Annotated in this window: 14 protein-coding genes; 11 read left to right on the top strand and 3 right to left on the bottom strand. The window is 62.6% G+C overall.

Features of this window, described 5'->3' with window-relative positions; all coding sequences use genetic code 11:
- Positions 1 to 7 precede the first annotated feature (7 nt).
- Together CIW50_RS20295 and CIW50_RS20290 are read right to left on the bottom strand one after the other, a co-directional pair.
- On the bottom strand, positions 8 to 1,186 hold the full coding sequence (locus CIW50_RS20295) for a glycosyltransferase family 4 protein (RefSeq protein WP_149532997.1): 1,179 nt from the start codon (positions 1,184 to 1,186) through the stop codon (positions 8 to 10).
- 452 nt (positions 1,187 to 1,638) lie between these two features.
- Entirely contained in the window at positions 1,639 to 2,562 is a 924-nt protein-coding gene (locus CIW50_RS20290; RefSeq protein ID WP_149532996.1) for a helix-turn-helix transcriptional regulator, read from the bottom strand.
- A 149-nt stretch (positions 2,563 to 2,711) separates the two neighbouring features.
- Between CIW50_RS20290 and CIW50_RS20285 the strand changes: the two genes are divergently transcribed.
- Genes CIW50_RS20285 through CIW50_RS20260 form a run of 6 tightly spaced genes read left to right on the top strand, consistent with a single transcriptional unit; the run spans position 2,712 to position 8,722 of the window.
- A complete protein-coding gene (locus tag CIW50_RS20285; protein ID WP_149532995.1) occupies positions 2,712 to 3,938 on the top strand; it encodes an amino acid ABC transporter substrate-binding protein in 1,227 nt (408 codons plus the stop codon).
- Positions 3,939 to 3,968: 30 nt separating this feature from the next.
- Positions 3,969 to 4,838 carry a branched-chain amino acid ABC transporter permease gene (locus CIW50_RS20280; protein ID WP_149532994.1) on the top strand — a complete coding sequence of 290 codons (870 nt, stop codon included), beginning with the start codon at positions 3,969 to 3,971 and terminating at the stop codon, positions 4,836 to 4,838.
- The gene (locus tag CIW50_RS20275; RefSeq protein ID WP_149532993.1) at positions 4,835 to 5,782 is read left to right on the top strand and encodes a branched-chain amino acid ABC transporter permease; all 948 of its coding nucleotides are present in this window, start codon (positions 4,835 to 4,837) and stop codon (positions 5,780 to 5,782) included. Before CIW50_RS20280 ends, CIW50_RS20275 begins: the two co-directional genes overlap by 4 nt.
- Positions 5,779 to 6,522 carry an ABC transporter ATP-binding protein gene (locus CIW50_RS20270; protein WP_149532992.1) on the top strand — a complete coding sequence of 248 codons (744 nt, stop codon included), beginning with the start codon at positions 5,779 to 5,781 and terminating at the stop codon, positions 6,520 to 6,522. Before CIW50_RS20275 ends, CIW50_RS20270 begins: the two co-directional genes overlap by 4 nt.
- A complete protein-coding gene (locus CIW50_RS20265) occupies positions 6,515 to 7,237 on the top strand; it encodes an ABC transporter ATP-binding protein (protein ID WP_149532991.1) in 723 nt (240 codons plus the stop codon). The genes CIW50_RS20270 and CIW50_RS20265 overlap by 8 nt, the downstream gene beginning before the upstream one ends.
- Before the next feature lie 33 nt (positions 7,238 to 7,270).
- Positions 7,271 to 8,722, top strand: coding sequence for an aldehyde dehydrogenase (locus tag CIW50_RS20260; protein ID WP_149532990.1), 1,452 nt, complete (start codon positions 7,271 to 7,273; stop codon positions 8,720 to 8,722).
- A gap of 22 nt (positions 8,723 to 8,744) precedes the next feature.
- Here the strand turns inward: CIW50_RS20260 and CIW50_RS20255 are convergent, their stop codons facing one another.
- Positions 8,745 to 9,551 (bottom strand): IclR family transcriptional regulator, encoded by an 807-nt coding sequence (locus CIW50_RS20255; protein WP_170849559.1) that lies wholly within the window; start codon positions 9,549 to 9,551, stop codon positions 8,745 to 8,747.
- 141 nt (positions 9,552 to 9,692) lie between these two features.
- Here CIW50_RS20255 and CIW50_RS20250 point away from each other — a divergent pair, with 141 nt between their 5' ends.
- From CIW50_RS20250 to CIW50_RS20230, 5 genes are read left to right on the top strand one after another with little or no spacing between them, the layout of a single operon-like run.
- Positions 9,693 to 10,571: an FAD binding domain-containing protein gene (locus CIW50_RS20250; RefSeq protein WP_149532989.1), complete on the top strand. Its 879-nt coding sequence runs from the start codon at positions 9,693 to 9,695 to the stop codon at positions 10,569 to 10,571.
- Complete coding sequence (locus tag CIW50_RS20245; RefSeq protein ID WP_149532988.1) at positions 10,568 to 11,065, top strand: (2Fe-2S)-binding protein; 498 nt, start codon at positions 10,568 to 10,570, stop codon at positions 11,063 to 11,065. Before CIW50_RS20250 ends, CIW50_RS20245 begins: the two co-directional genes overlap by 4 nt.
- Entirely contained in the window at positions 11,062 to 13,356 is a 2,295-nt protein-coding gene (locus CIW50_RS20240) for a xanthine dehydrogenase family protein molybdopterin-binding subunit (protein WP_149532987.1), read from the top strand. Before CIW50_RS20245 ends, CIW50_RS20240 begins: the two co-directional genes overlap by 4 nt.
- A 9-nt stretch (positions 13,357 to 13,365) precedes the next feature.
- A complete protein-coding gene (locus CIW50_RS20235) occupies positions 13,366 to 14,370 on the top strand; it encodes an amidohydrolase family protein (protein WP_172980398.1) in 1,005 nt (334 codons plus the stop codon).
- A 52-nt stretch (positions 14,371 to 14,422) separates the two neighbouring features.
- Positions 14,423 to 15,451: an ABC transporter substrate-binding protein gene (locus CIW50_RS20230; RefSeq protein ID WP_149532985.1), complete on the top strand. Its 1,029-nt coding sequence runs from the start codon at positions 14,423 to 14,425 to the stop codon at positions 15,449 to 15,451.
- The last annotated feature ends 10 nt before the right edge of the window (positions 15,452 to 15,461 follow it).

Below are 15,461 nucleotides of genomic sequence, written 5' to 3'. Positions count from 1 at the left end.
TCTGTGATCAGGCGCCGACCGCCATGGCGCCGGGCGCAAACTCGTTCTTCGAGGCCTGCACCTGCTCCAGCAGCTCGATGTAGCGCGAACCGACATAGTCCCAGCCGTAGTTCAACGCTGTAGCGTGCGCGCCTTCGCAGAGCCGCGCCAGCGCGAGCGGATCGGAGAAAGCCGTCGCGATCTTCTCTGCGATATCTGCGCCATCCATCCTGATCTGATAGCCGTTCACGCCGTCGACAAGGTAATCCTCGATACCGCCGACCGGCGTTGCGAAAACCGGCGTCGCGCAGGCCATGGCTTCCATACAGACCAGCGAGAAAGTCTCATAGGCGGTCGGCAGCACGAAGGCATCGGCTGCCGCGTAGAGCGCGGGCATATCGGTGCGAGATCCCGCGAACACCAGCCGATCGGCCGACGTTGTCGCCAGTTTGCGGTAGGGCGCGGGATTATCCGAGCCCGCCACAAGCATCCAGACATCCGGGCCGAGGCGTTCGAGCGCACCGATGGCATGCGCCAGACCTTTGCGACGAAATTCATGACCGGCGAACAGCAGAAGCCTGGCGTTCGCGGGGATGCCGAATTCCTGACGAACTCTGAGACCGGCGGCGGTGTCGCGGGCGAAGCGATTAAGGTCGATGCCGTTGGGGATCACGCGGATGCGCGATGCGGGCACCTTGTAGATCTGCTGCAGTTCGGTTGCGACGCGCGGCGAAACCGCGACATATATGCGATAGCGCAGGCCGCCGATCATCCAGCGATCACGCAGGGCCACCCACAAATGCATGGGATTCAACATCCATGACCAGGAGCCGGCGTTGCGCTTCTCGGCGAGGCTCTGCGCATTGACCGCGTGCACGACCAGTACGTCGCCGGTCAGGCTGTCACCGTGACTGACGATGACGGCCTTGGGATGATGATAGGCGGCGCGCGTCGCCAGCAATGTGAAGGCGGGAACGACAAAGGCGCGACCGAGATAGCGCAGGATGCCGCGCGTCTTGATGTGCGAAAGCCAGGCGCCGACGCGCTCGATGCGCGTGCCTGGCGTTGCCTTTTCACCGACGGCGCTGGCGAGAACGGTGTTGGCGATCTTGGCGCGGCTGAACGCGCATGCGAGTTCGCTGGCCACGTTTTCAACGCCGCCGACTGAACTCAACTCCTGGACGATCTGGACAATCTCGATGGTCATGGGCCGACACTATGAAAACTGGTGAACGCCAATACCGTAGGTGCGCTGATAAGTCGCAATTTCATCAATGTCCTGCTTTCGCAGGCTTTTGTCGCCAATACAACGTCTAAGATTTGACCTTCGTGATAAGGCATATCGGCGGAAACACTCGGACACAGTCGAGTGAATGCAGCCTCGTTGCACCAAGTAGTATTCCGCTCCACCTGGAGTCGGTAATCGGCGCGATCGCATGCGTCTTATTGGTGCAATCCTACGTTCACGACGTCTCGTCGGGCACCTTTTACCAGCGCTTTGGGCCGAATGGTGAACGGCGTCTTGAAGTGACATCTGAAACTGAGCGCAGAAATAGATGTTGTGAGCCCGATTCAATATCGAGTCATGCTTAACGCGCGATGTTCCAAATTGATTACGCAGGTTTCAAAGAGATACAGCACTGATCGAGCGTGGGACAGTTACGGCCAGGCCGCATAGGACGGCCCGTGCTGACTTAGATCAAGCCGCGCGCGACGCCGATAGGCGCCTGGCGACGCATTCTGATACTTGCGGAAGAAGCGATTGAAATAGCCGGGATCGCGGAAGCCGAGGCCATAGCCGATCTGCTCGACTGGCAGATCGAGCTGTCGCAACCGCATGCAGGCTTCGTGGATCAGGCGCTGATGCACGATGGCGCGCGGGCTGTAACCTTTCTCGCGCTTGCAATGTGCGTGCAGCTTGTCGTCAGTGACGCCGAGTGCGGCCGCATAGCGTGCGATGGGCCAGCCGTCGCGATAATGCAGTTCGACCATCTGTAGGAAATTGCCGACGAGGCGCGGGCCGTCGCCGCGCTGTGCAGCATCGTCGGGGGCTTCCTCCGAAATCACCGATCGCCAGATGTGGAGGCACAGCAACAACACATGCGTCGATGTCATCGTCGCGCTGCCGCGGCCCGGCGTATTCAACTCACGCACCAGCGTGCTGCAGGATTCCGTGATGGCCGCAAAAGTCGTCGCGAGTTGCGCGCCTTCGCGCAGGACCAGCCGGTCGATGGTTCGCCGCAGATGTAGCGCCTCGGCACTGCCGGCGACGGTGCGGGTGAGGACATCGTCCGACACTGAAATCAGATAGCCTTGGGCGCCGGCTTCGACCTCCAACGTACCTTCGTGATCGCCGGGTAGCCACAATAGGCCGGGGGACTGAGTGGCAACCGTGGTGCCGCGCATCGTGGCGGTGCCGCGCCGGGTTTCGATCACCAGCAGGTGTGAGCGCCTGGCAACCGACTGCCGGATGATCCAGCTGCGCGGCGCCAGTCCGGGTGCGAATCTTTCCGCATGCAGCGCCGGAAGCGGCTTCTCCGCAAAGCCGGTGGGACCCGAAACGATGTGCGCGGTCTCAAGCACTGGGACAATCCGTCGCGTGAAATAGCTCGCCTACACGGATCAATACAATCTTTCCCCGGATGCGTCCAATTCCCAGCCCCAAACGCTGGACTAGTCTCCGGCCATCGAACGCCACAAGGCGTCGGTGAAAAGAATTCGGGGAGGATAACATGGTGTCAGCAGTCAAGCGCCTTGCGGCGGGACTACTCGCAGTGGCCGGTGCGGCGTCCGTCGGGTGGGACGGTGCAGCGGAGGCCCAGACGTCGGTCAAGATCGGTTATGCCATCTCGCGCACGGGCCCAGCCGCCGGCGGCGCCGCGGTGACGACGATTCCCAACTACGAGCTGTGGGTCAAAGAGGTGAACGCCGCCGGCGGGCTCAAGCTCGGCGACAAGCGCGTCTTAATCGAGGTCGTCCAGTATGACGACCGGTCGAGCGCAGAAGAAGCCGCCAAGGCGCTGGAGCGGCTGATCACCCAGGACAAGGTCGATTTCATCCTGCCGCCCTGGGGCACCGGCCTGAATCTCGCGGTCGGCCCGATCCTGAACAAGGCCGGCTACCCGCATATTGCATCGACGGCGGTCACCGACCGTGCGCCCGAACTGGCGAAGCGCTGGCCCAACAGTTTCTGGCTGCTCGGCACCAGCGCCGATGCTGCCAAGACGCTGGTTGAGCTGCTGACGAAACTGCGCACTGAAGGCAAGATCGGCGATACCGTGGCGATGGCCAGCATCGCCGACGGCTTCGGCATCGATCTCTCAGGTGCCGCTAGGCCAGCTCTTACAGCCGCCAAGTTCAAGCTCGCCTATGACAAGACCTATCCGGTCGGCACGCAGGATCTCAGCCCGATCATCAATGAGGTGAAGGCGCTGAACCCCGACGTGTTCATCGCCTTCAGCTATCCGCCGGACACGATCGCCATCACCGAACAGTCGCGCATCTCAGGATTCAATCCGAAGATCTTCTACACTGGCGTCGGTACGGCATTTCCGCTGTTCAAGCAGAAATTCGGTGCCAATGCGGAAGGCGTGATGGGCATCGGCGGCTGGAATGGCGACAGCCCGGCCATCAAGGACTATCTGGCGCGGCACAAGGCGTCGGCGGCGAATGGCGCGGAGCCGGATCGCTGGGCCAGTGCGGTCACCTATGCCGGCCTGCAGATGCTGCAGCAGGCGATCGAACGGGTTGGCAAGGTCGATCGCGCTGCGGTCATCAAGGACCTGCAGAGCGGCACGTTCGAGACAGTGATCGGCAAGGTGAAGCTCGAGAACAACATGCCGACCAAATACTGGTGGGTCGGGCAGTGGCAGGACGGCGAGTTCTATGGCGTCGGCCCGTCGGGTAACGAGGGCGAGCGTGCGCCGGTCGTGCCGAAGCCAGCATGGAAGGCGCAGTGATCGCGTCCCTCCTGTATCTGATCTGACAGAATGACAAACGCGGTTCTCACCGGCCTCGTGCTGGGTGGCATGTACGCGCTGATCGCCATGGGGCTCACCCTGCAATATGGCGTGGCGCGGATCATGAACCTGTCCTATGGCGAGTTCCTGATCGGCGCGGCCTTTGCGTCCTACTGGCTGTTCACCGGCTGGGCGCTCAATCCGCTCGCAGGACTGGCGTTTGTCATTCCGGTCAGTTTCGGCATCAGCTATCTCTTGTACCGCGTGTTGCTCACGCCGCTGGTGCGCCGCGCGCGCACCCGCGACGCCCTTGAGGTCGACAGCATTCTCGCCACCTTCGGCATGATGTTCATCGTGCAAGGCATCATGCTGACCATGTTTGGCGGCGCTTACTTTAGTTACTCGTTCCTCGCTGTGCCGGTGACAGTCGTCGGCGAGGTGCTGGCACTCAATCGCCTGATTGCCTTCGGGCTTGCGGTCGTCGTTGGTCTGGCGCTGTATCTCACGCTGACCCGCACGCGGATCGGGACGTCCATCCGCGCCGTGGCAGTCGATCCCATCGCGGCGCAGCTTGTTGCCATCGATGTCACCAGGACATCGGCACTGGCCTTTGCGCTCGGCGGCGCGCTGGTGGCATCTGCCGGCGTGCTGATCAGCATGTTCCTCACCTTCAGCGCTACCTCCGGCGTGGTGTTCACCATGAAGGCGCTGATCGTGGTCGTGATGGGCGGCGTCGGCAATTTGCTGGGCTGTCTCGTCGCCGGACTGGCGCTAGGATTGAGCGAAGCGCTGGTGGCGACCTTCATCGATCCCGGCCTGACGCTTGCGGTGAATTTCGCGCTGTTCCTCGGTGTGCTGCTGGTGAAGCCGGCCGGCATTTTCGGGAGGGCGCAGCGATGAGCCGTACCCAAATGACGACTGGCGCGATCTGCCTCGCAGCCGTGGTTGCGCTCGCATTCGTCCCGATGATTGTCGATGCCTATCACCTCGCGCTCGCGATCAGTCTCCTGCAATTCACGGTGCTGGCGACGGCATGGGGCATGTTTTCAGGTCCGACGCGCTATGTGTCGCTGGCGACCACAGCCTTCTTCGGTGTCGGCGCATACACCGTCGCTGTTCTGGGCGAACAATTGCCGTGGTCGCTGGTGCTGCTGATCGCGGCTGTGATCGGCGCTGTCATGGCCGTCATTGTCGGCCTGTCGACGCTGCGGCTGAGCGGCGTGCATTTCGTTATCTTCACCTTCGGCCTCGCCGAACTCGTGCGCCAGATCGTGGTCTGGTACGAGGTCAACAAGACCCGCGTGCTCGGCCGTTACGTCTTTGTCGATATCACCCAGAACGACATTTACTGGCAGCTGCTGGCGTTGGCGGTCATCGTGTTCGGTGCCGGCTGGCTGATTGCTCGCTCGCGTTTCGGCTTCGCACTGCGCATCATCGGTGAAGACGAGACTGTGGCACGGCATTGCGGCATCAATGTCACCATCGCCAAGGTGGCGCTGTTCACCATCACCGCCACCTTCATGACGCTGGTCGGCGCGGTCATGGCGCCGCGCTTCACCTATATCGAGCCGTCAATTGCCTTCAACGCCACGATCTCCTTCGAAGTGGTGATCATGGCACTGCTCGGCGGCGCGCATCGCCTATGGGGCCCGGCGCTCGGCGCCATTCCGCTGACGCTGTTGTTCGACTTTCTGTCCGCACGCTTCCCCAGCACATCGACCTTGATCATGGGCGTGGTGTTCCTCCTGATCGTCTATGCGCTGCCATCAGGCGTGGTCGGCCTCTGGGAGAGGTTGAAAACCTGGCGACCCACGGCCTCAAAGATGCGGGGAGCGCAGGCATGACCCCCAGTGCAACGCCAGTCCTGCGCATCGAAGGCCTGACCCGCGCCTTCGGCGGTCTCGTCGCCGTCAACGGAATCGACCTGACGGTGCATGCCGGTGAGATCGTCGGGCTGCTCGGTCCCAACGGCTCCGGCAAGACCACGGCGCTCAACCTGATCTCTGGCGTGCTGTCGCCTAATGCGGGCGTGATTGCCTTCGCCGGCCACGATATCGCGGGTTGGCCGACCCATCGCATCGCGCGTCTCGGTCTGGCGCGCACGTTCCAACTGGTGCGCGTGCTCGACGGCATGACCTGCGGCGAGAATGTTGAGGCCGGGCTGGCCTTTCATCATGTGCCGCATGCACGCGACGCGATGGCGGCAGCTGCGGCCGGCCTGCTCGCGCGGGTCGGTCTCGCCGGATTTGGCGGACGGCCCGCATCGGAGCTCACTTATATCGACCGCAAGCGGCTCGAACTGGCACGCGCGCTGGCGCTGCAGCCGCGCCTGCTGCTGCTCGACGAATGGCTCGCCGGTTTGAACCCGTCCGAATTGCTGATCGGGATCGAGCTGATCAGATCGCTCAAACAGGAGGGGCTGTCGATCCTGCTGGTCGAGCACGTGATGGATGCGATCCGTTCGCTCTGCGATCGTTGCGTGGTGATGAGCAGCGGCCGCAAGATTGCAGAAGGGCCTGTAACTGCTGTGCTGAATGACCCCGCGGTGATCGAAGCCTATCTGGGAGTGCCGGCGGATGCTTGAGGTCTCCAATATCAGCGTCACCTATGGCCAGCATCACGCGCTGAGTGATGCGGCCCTCCACGTCGAGCGCGGCGAGATCATTGTCATTCTCGGCGCCAATGGCGCCGGCAAGTCATCGTTGCTCAAGGCCATTGCCGGTTTGCTGCCGTCACCAGCCAAGATCGTCAAACTCGCTGGTCGTGATCTGTCCCGTCTACCGCCTCATGAGATCGTGGAATCCGGGCTCGCGCTGGTACCGGAAGGGCGCGGTGTATTCGGCGAGTTGACCGTGGCCGAAAACCTGTTGCTCGGCGCCAATCCGAAGCGTGCGCGGGCGGTCGAGGCAGCGCAGCGTGCCAAGGTGATGACGCTGTTTCCGCGGCTCGGCGAACGCCTGGCGCAGACCGTGCGGACCATGAGCGGCGGCGAACAGCAGATGGTTGCTATCGGCCGCGCGCTGATGTCAAACCCCGATATTCTCCTGCTCGATGAACCATCGCTCGGTCTGTCGCCACTGCTGGTGCGCGAATTGTTCGCCGCCTTGCGCAAGGTGCGTGAGACCGGCGTCGGCCTGCTGCTGGTCGAGCAGAACGCGCGCGAGAGTCTCGCCATCGCGGATCGCGGCTATCTGATCGAGAACGGTAAGATCACCGGCAGCGGCATCGCGGCAGCCCTGCAATCCGACGACGCCGTGCGCCGCGCCTATCTCGGCGGCCTCGCCAGCGAAGCCATCTGATCCATCATAAGAAATCCAACGGAGGACATCGCCATGAACCAGATTAATCTGCTGCTCGAGAACCAGGATGTGCAGGCCATCGACGGCGCGACCTTCGATCGGCTCAACCCGATGACCGGTGATGTCGCGTCGCGCGCCGCTGCCGCGCAGGTCGCCGATGCCAAGCGCGCCGCTGATGCCGCAGCCGCCGCCTTCCCAGCGTGGTCGGCAACAGGCCCCGGTGCACGCCGCGCCATCCTGCTGAAGGCCGCGGACATTCTTGCCGGCAACGCGCCGGACTTTATCAAGCTGATGGCGTCGGAAACCGGCGCGACTGCCGGCTGGGCCGGCTTCAATGTTCATCTCGCCTCCAACATGCTGCGCGAAGCGGCTTCGATGACGACGCAGATTTCTGGCGAGGTGATCCCTTCCGATAAGCCTGGCTGCATCTCGATGGCGATCCGCCAGCCCGCAGGCGTCGTGCTCAGCATCGCGCCGTGGAATGCGCCGGTCATTCTCGGCGTGCGGGCTGTGGCGCTGCCGCTGGCCTGCGGCAACACTGTCATTCTCAAGGCATCGGAAATCTGTCCGGGCACACATCGGTTGATCGGCGAGTGCCTGCGCGAGGCCGGTCTGCCGCCGGGCGTACTTAATGTGATCACCAACGCTCCGGAAGATGCGCCCGCGCTGATCGATGCACTGATCTCGCATCCCGCCGTGCGCCGGATCAACTTTACTGGTTCGACCCGCGTCGGCCGCATCATCGCAGAGACCGCGGCCAAATATCTCAAGCCAGTGCTGCTTGAACTCGGCGGCAAGGCGCCGCTGGTGGTGCTCGACGATGCTGATCTCGATGCAGCAGTGGCGGCCGCGGCCTTTGGAGCATTCATGAACCAGGGGCAGATCTGCATGTCCACCGAGCGGCTTGTTGTCGATCAGAAGATCGCCGACACCTTCGTGGCTAAGCTCGCGGCCAAGGCGGGTAGCCTAGTCGCCGGCGATCCGCGCAAGGGCGATACACCGCTCGGTTCACTGATCGGCAAGGATGTTGCGGATCGCATGCAGGCGCTGATCAAGGACGCCGTGGGCAAGGGCGCCCGTGTCGTGGCGGGTGGCAGCGTCGATGGCACGCTGATGTCGGCTACAGTACTCGATCACGTTACCTCGACTATGCGGATCTACAATGAGGAGTCATTCGGGCCGATCGTGAGTGTCGTGCGCGTCGATGGAGTCGAGGAAGCCGTGCGTGTGGCCAACGATACCGAATACGGACTATCGGCAGCGGTGTTCGGCCGCGATATCGCCCGCGCGCTGGATGTCTCCAAGCGGATCGAGTCTGGAATCTGCCACATTAACGGCGCGACCGTGCATGACGAAGCGCAGATGCCGTTCGGTGGGGTGAAGGCGTCGGGCTACGGTCGGTTCGGCGGCAAAGCCGGTATTGCCGAATTCACGGAACTGCGATGGATCACCATCGAGACCGGCCCGCAGCACTATCCGATCTGATCGTGTCCGTTACACGCGGCCGTCAGAAGCTGACGGCAGCGTAGGCCTTGCTGATATCTGCGGCTGCGTGCTGCAGATGCTCGCGCAACCTGATCTGGCTGGCTTTCGGCGTGCGGAATGCCGGCGTCACGAAAGAGATTGCGGCGATCACGCCACCGGAATCGCGGACAGGAACGGAGACGGCATAAACATGCGGTGTGATTTCCGCGCGCGACTCCGACCATCCCTGCTCGCGGATCACGGCGAGCTCGCGCACCAGCAGCCTGCGATGCGGTGCGAATCCGGGATCGCGCCGAACGGCGTCGTCGAGGATTGTCTCGCATTCAGCTTCGGGCATATGCGCGAGCAGCATTTTCGGTCCGGCGCCGCGGTGCAACGGCAGGGCCGTTCCAACCTCGAAGGTCAGGCGAATGCGTGACGACGATTCGGCGCGCTCGATACATACGGCGCGATCGGCTGAGCGGCGCAGCAGGATGATGGTTTCTCCGACCTCCTGAGAGACGCGCTTCATGAAGGGGCGCGCAATGGAGGCGAGATCGGTACCGGCTCGGGCCGCCTGAGCCAGGCCGATGACGCGTGGCGCGAGCACGAACGAGCCGCGGCCGTCTTCGTCGATGAGGTCGGCTTCGCGAAGGATGCCGATATAGCGATACGTCGATGATAGCGGAACACCGATCTGCTCGGACAGGCTTTCTGCGGAATGCCGCGGACGATCGGTGGAGAAGGCCAGCAGGGCGCGAAGTATCTTTCGTGAACTGCCATCCGCAGCAGCGGGACGATCCGTCTGGTCGACGCGTTTCGACGCAGTTGCGGCTCTCTTGATGGCCAACGGAACCTCCATTCGGTAATGCTTGCCAATGGAAACGGCAGCATGTGGATATCATTTGCGCACCAACAAACATTGCCGTGCGCGTCCCTTCTTATAAGATAAGATAGTGTTCTCAGCAATTGAGAAGTAGCAAATCAGCCGATGAAGCTTCCGCCGCTGGACTATATTTGCCCTGCCACGCTGACCGAGGCGATTGCCGCGCTCGCGGCTCATGGCGGCAACGCCAAGGTCATCGCGGGCGGACAGAGCCTGATCCCGATGCTGGCTTTCCGGCTGGCGGCACCAAGTGTGCTGGTCGATATCGGGCGGCTGCCGGATCTCAAAAGTATCAGTATTTCCGCTGAGGGCATCGACATTGGCGCCCTCGTGACCTGGCGCGATATCGAGCGCGATGCGCGGCTCGCACAGGCGCATCCGCTACTGGCGGCGGCCGTGGCCCATGTCGCGCATTACCAGGTCCGTAACCGCGGCACCGTCGGTGGCAGCTTGGCTCATGCCGATCCGGCCGCCGAAATGCCGGGCATTGCGGTGACCTGCGACGCGATGCTGACGATCGTGGGATCGAACGGGACCCGCATCGTGCGCGCGGACGAATTCATCACGGGCGGTCTCAGCACGGTTCTGGAGGCCGACGAAATCTTGATCAGCATACGTTTGCCGCTCTGGAAGAAGGCGCGGCGTTGGGCCTTCGAGGAATTCGCACGCCGCCGCGGCGATTTCGCGCTGGCGGGTGTTGCAGCATTTTACGACACCGACGCGCAGGGCCTGGCGTATAATGCGCATATCGGAGTGATCGGCGTTGCCGATCGTCCGATGCGACTGCCCGGCGTCGAGGCCATCCTCGATGGTCGTCGGATCGATGCCGCTGTGATTTTACAGGCCGCGGCAGTTGCGCGGGATGCGATCGATCCCGCCGACGATATCCACGCGGAAGCCGCCTATCGGTGCGATCTTCTCGGCGTGTTGCTGGAGCGGGCGCTGGCGCGTGCGGCCGATATCAGTTTGTCGGAGGCCGCATGACACCGGTGCGCTCCGTCCGTTTAACCGTCAACGGCACGCAAACGACCGTCACGGTCGAACCGCGCACCACGCTGGCGGATGCGCTGCGTAACGAATTGCGTCTGACCGGAACACATCTGGGCTGCGAGCACGGTGTCTGCGGCGCCTGCACGGTCATCGTCGATGGTGCCGCGGTGCGCGGCTGCCTGATGCTGGCGGTGCAGGCAGAAGGGCGCGAGATAACCACCGTCGAGGGTCTTGGCAGCGCCGCGCATCTCGGTGCGTTGCAGCTTGCGTTCCGCAAGCATCATGCTTTGCAGTGCGGCTTCTGCACCGCCGGCATCCTCACGACTGCTCATGCATTGCTGACCGATGAGCCACATGCGGACGAGGACCGCATTCGTGAGGTGATTTCCGGAAACCTATGTCGCTGCACCGGGTATCTGCCGATCATCGCGGCGATCATGGAAGCCCGCATCGCCTATAGCGACTTGCAATGCGAGGCGGCGCAATGAGCGATGTCGCCAAATTCCTGGTCGGCTGCGCGGTCGAGCGCATGGAGGATGCGCGCTTCCTGTCGGGATCCGGCAATTTCGCTGACGATCTCGCCGTCGACGGGATGCTGCATGCGGCAATCCTGCGCAGCCCGATTGCGCATGCGCGGATCATGTCCATCGATGCATCGGCTGCGCTGGCGATGCCGGGCATTCACGCCGTGATCACGGCTCGCGACATCGGCGACGCCATCCCCATCATCCCGCTTCGCCTGGCGCCGCTGCCCGAATTCGAGCCATTCCGCCAGCCTGTCATCGCAAGCGACAAGGTGCGCTATGTCGGTGAGCCCATCGCTGTCGTGGTTGCCGACAGCCGCGCACTGGCCGAGGACGCGCTGGAGACGATCGGCATCGAATTTGAAGCACTGTCCGCAGTCACTGAGCGCGGCGCAAGTGAAAATGCGCTGTTCGACTTCGCCGAAGATAACGTTGCGCTGCGCTACGATGCCGGGTTTGGCGATGCCGATGCGGCCTTCGCGTCGGCGGACTATGTGCGCACCGAGCGCTTCAGCGTGCAGCGTCATACGGCGCTGCCCATGGAGACGCGGGGCCTCCTCGCAGAATGGAATTCATCGGCCGGTCGGCTCGTCGTCACAGGCGCGACAAAGGTCACATTCTATAACCGCCGCGCGCTGGCGCAGATGCTGGGCGTTCGCGAGGATGACATCGATCTGATCGAGATCGATGTCGGTGGTGGCTTCGGCGTGCGCGGCGAATTCTATCCCGAGGATTTCCTGATCCCCTTCGCTGCCCGCAAACTGGCACGCCCGGTCAAATGGATCGAGGATCGCCGCGAGCATCTGATGGCGATCAATCACTCACGCGATATCGCCTGCGAATTGTCGCTCGCCTGCCGCAGCGACGGAATGATGCTCGGTTTGCGCGGCCGGATATTCGCCGATATGGGCGCCTATATCCGCACCAATGGCGGCGTGGTGCCGGCCAAGGCGGCGCAGTTTCTTCCCGGCCCTTATCGCATCCCCAATGTCAGCGTCTCCGTCGAAGCCTTCATGACCAACAAGACGCCGGTCGGTACCTATCGCGGGCCGGGCCGCTTTGAGGCGAATTTCTTTCGCGAGCGGCTGATCGACATGGCCGCGACCGATCTCGGCATCGACATCGCCGAATTCCGGCGCAAGAACCTGATCACCGAACAGGAATTGCCTTATCCGATCGATGGGCTCGTACCCTATGAGGGGCCGACATCCTATGACACGGGCGACTATGTCGAGGTGTTCGAGCGTGCCTTGAAGGAGATCGGCTGGCACGAGAAACGTCATCTGCAGGGCAAGTTGATCGATGGCGTGCGCCATGGCATCGGGCTCGGCTGTTTCGTCGAAAGCGGCGGTGCCGGCCCGAAGGAAAACGCGGCGGTTACCCTTGAAAAGGACGGCTCACTGACGGTGGCCGTCGGCTCATCCGTGCTGGGGCAGGGTCTGGAGACGGTGCTCGGCCAGATCGCGTCGGATACGCTATCGATCCCGTTCGATCGCATCCGTGTACTGCACGGCTCGACCACGCTGCTCGATGAGGGCTTTGGCACCTATCATTCGCGTGCGGTGGTGATGGGCGGTTCGGCCGTGCTCGACGCGGCGACCCGGCTGCGCGAGAAGATCCTGCAGCAGGCATCCAATCACCTGGGCAGGCCGAACAGCGAATTGAAGCTCGTGAACGCGAAAGTCGTCGCTGACAATGGCGCATCCGTGTCGTTCGCGGCGCTCGCAGCCGGGCGCGAATTGCAGGCAGACGGCACATTCTCCAACGATGTGCGCACCTATAGCTACGGCACACATGCGGCGCATGTCACCGTCGATCCACGCACGGGCGCGGTGAAAGTTCTCGATTACATCGCAGTCGAAGATGTCGGTCGCGCCATCAATCCGGCCATCGTGCACGGACAGGCGATCGGCGCCATTGTGCAGGGACTGGGTGGCGTTTTCCTCGATCATCTGATCTATGACGATCAGGGACAGCTCTTGAACGCCTCTCTGGCCGATTATCTGGTGCCGACCGCGAGCGACTTTCCGGTGCTGCGCGCGGTGACGCTGGAGCTGCGGCCGTCACCGAGCAATCCGCTGGGCGCCAAGGGAGCGGGCGAGGGCGGTATCGTTGCTGTGGCCGCAGCGACGGCCAATGCGGTGGCGGCAGCGCTGGCGCCGCTCAATGTCGAGATTCATCACCTGCCGCTGACGCCGCCGCGTCTGTGGCGCCTCATCAAGAATGCGCATGCGCGCGCAATCACCGCTGCATAGGGACTGATCGTGCCGATCGATATCCATGCCCATTATGTGCCGCCGCAGCTGCTGTCCGCCATCGATGGCCGCGGCGCCTATTGCGGCGTGAGGCTGCTGCCAGCCGGGAATGGCAAGCCGCCGGCCCTCGGCTTCGATTATGGTTTCAGGGTTCGGCCGTTCTTCCCGCAACTGGTCGAGCCGGTTGAACAACGCCGTGCCAGCCTCGACCGGCAGGGTCTCGACCGGCAACTGGTCGCCACATGGCCGGATATTTACGGCTACGGCCTTCAAAAAGATGCCTGCGCGCATTGGCACCGCATGCTCAACGATACGCTGGGCGAGTGGTGCCATACGAATAACGACCGCTTTTCATTCGTGGGGTCCGTCCCGCTGGTCGATGCTGCCGACGCTGCGGCTGAACTCGATCGCGCCGTGGGCCTTGACGCTGTTGCGGTTATGGTTCCGGCCAATATCGAGGGCGTCAATATCGGCGAGAAGCCGCTCGATCCGTTCTGGGCCAAGGCGGAAGCGTTGGGACTACCAGTCATCCTGCATCCCGTGCTGGTGGATGCTGCGCCGCGTGCCGCGAAATTCGCGCTGACGCAGATCGCCCAATACACGTTCGACACCACGCTCGGTATCGGCTCGATCATCTTCTCAGGTGTGCTCGATCGCTTCCCGGCGCTCTCGATCGTCCTCAGCCATGGCGGCGGCACATTTCCTTATCTGCTGGGCCGCTTCGATTTGATGCATGCGCGGATGGATCGCGCGGGACAGGGTGATGTCGCGCAATGCGATCCGTCGGTCTACGCCTCGCGCATCGGCTATGACAGCATCGTTCATGCGCCGAAAGCGTTGCGTTTCCTCGCCGATACCGTGGGCATCGAACGTGTGGCGCTCGGTACTGACGAGTCGTTCCCGCCGGCGGATCGCGATCCCCTCGCCAGCGTCAAGGCTGCGGGCTTTTCCGCTGCCGATATCGAACTGATTACCGAGACCAATCCGAGGCGTCTATTTCCACGTTTGCCCTGAGCTGCGGCGCGTTCTGCTGTATCACTTTCATGCGAAGTAAAGAGGACCGATCATGCTGAAACGTCTGCTTGTTGCCGCCGGTGTTGCGATGTCGATGCTGGGTCTTGCGAACGCCCAGGAGATGAAGACGGTCAAGGTCGGGACGACCAATCTGTCATCGGATATCGGTCTGTTCCTCGCCGAGAAGCGCGGCTACTTCAAGGAAGAGGGTGTCAAGGTTGAACTGATCCCTTTTGATTCCGGTGCCAAGATGGTGGCCCCGCTCGGCGCGGGGGATCTCGACGCATCGGCAGGCGCGGCCTCCGCCGGGCTCTATAACGCCGTCAATCGCGGTCTCAAGCTGAAGATGGTGGCGGACAAGGGCACCAATATCGCGGGCTATAGCTACAAGGCGCTGATGGTGCGCAAGGATCTGATCGAGTCAGGCGCGTTCAAGTCGCTTGCGGATCTCAAAGGCAAGAAGGTGGCGATCATTGCCAATGGAGCCGCCGATGAATCCGTCATCAATCAGGCGCTGAAGAAGGCCGGACTCAAGGACGAGGATATCGAAAAGGTCTTCCTCCCGTTCCCGCAGCATCTCACCGCTTTCGCCAATAAGGCGATCGATGCGGCCATCTCCGCGGAGCCGGGCGTGACGGCGATGGTGCGCAATGGCGTCGCTGTGCGCTTCGTCGGCCTCGACGATTTCTATCCGGTGCAGCAAACGGCCATGCTGTTGATCAATGGCAAGTTCGCCGAGGACCGCAAGACGGTGACGGCGTTTCTCAAGGCCTATCTGCGCGGCGTACGCGCCTATGCTGCGACGCTGAAGGACGGCAAGATCGCCGGGCCCGGCGCCGAGGACATGATCAAGGACATCGCGGAGATGACGGGCATCAAGGACACGGCGCTGCTGCATCAAATCGTGCCGGTGTTCATCGATCCCGACGGTCAGATCAATTTGCCCAGCGTCGAGACCGATCTGGCTTATTTCAAATCACGTGGCCTGGTCACCAGCGACATCGAGGCCGCCAAGGTTGTCGACATGTCCTATGTCGATGCGCTGAAGCCGGTCCTGGGGCCGTTCGCACGGCCCAAGTAAAACGGCGTAG

The sequence above is a fragment of the Tardiphaga sp. P9-11 genome (assembly GCF_008329525.1).
Taxonomy (GTDB): Bacteria; Pseudomonadota; Alphaproteobacteria; order Rhizobiales; family Xanthobacteraceae; genus Tardiphaga.
Note: the sequence above shows the minus strand (reverse complement) of the source record. Positions and strands in the feature narration are given on the sequence as shown.

Bases quoted from the DNA above. Each gene is read 5' to 3' on its own strand.
- CIW50_RS20295 (WP_149532997.1), bottom strand. From the start codon at position 1,186: ATGACCATCGAGATTGTCCAGATCGTCCAGGAGTTGAGTTCAGTCGGC.
- CIW50_RS20285 (WP_149532995.1), top strand. From the start codon at position 2,712: ATGGTGTCAGCAGTCAAGCGCCTTGCGGCGGGACTACTCGCAGTGGCC.
- CIW50_RS20280 (WP_149532994.1), top strand. From the start codon at position 3,969: ATGACAAACGCGGTTCTCACCGGCCTCGTGCTGGGTGGCATGTACGCG.
- CIW50_RS20275 (WP_149532993.1), top strand. From the start codon at position 4,835: ATGAGCCGTACCCAAATGACGACTGGCGCGATCTGCCTCGCAGCCGTG.
- CIW50_RS20270 (WP_149532992.1), top strand. From the start codon at position 5,779: ATGACCCCCAGTGCAACGCCAGTCCTGCGCATCGAAGGCCTGACCCGC.
- CIW50_RS20265 (WP_149532991.1), top strand. From the start codon at position 6,515: ATGCTTGAGGTCTCCAATATCAGCGTCACCTATGGCCAGCATCACGCG.
- CIW50_RS20260 (WP_149532990.1), top strand. From the start codon at position 7,271: ATGAACCAGATTAATCTGCTGCTCGAGAACCAGGATGTGCAGGCCATC.
- CIW50_RS20250 (WP_149532989.1), top strand. From the start codon at position 9,693: ATGAAGCTTCCGCCGCTGGACTATATTTGCCCTGCCACGCTGACCGAG.
- CIW50_RS20245 (WP_149532988.1), top strand. From the start codon at position 10,568: ATGACACCGGTGCGCTCCGTCCGTTTAACCGTCAACGGCACGCAAACG.
- CIW50_RS20240 (WP_149532987.1), top strand. From the start codon at position 11,062: ATGAGCGATGTCGCCAAATTCCTGGTCGGCTGCGCGGTCGAGCGCATG.
- CIW50_RS20230 (WP_149532985.1), top strand. From the start codon at position 14,423: ATGCTGAAACGTCTGCTTGTTGCCGCCGGTGTTGCGATGTCGATGCTG.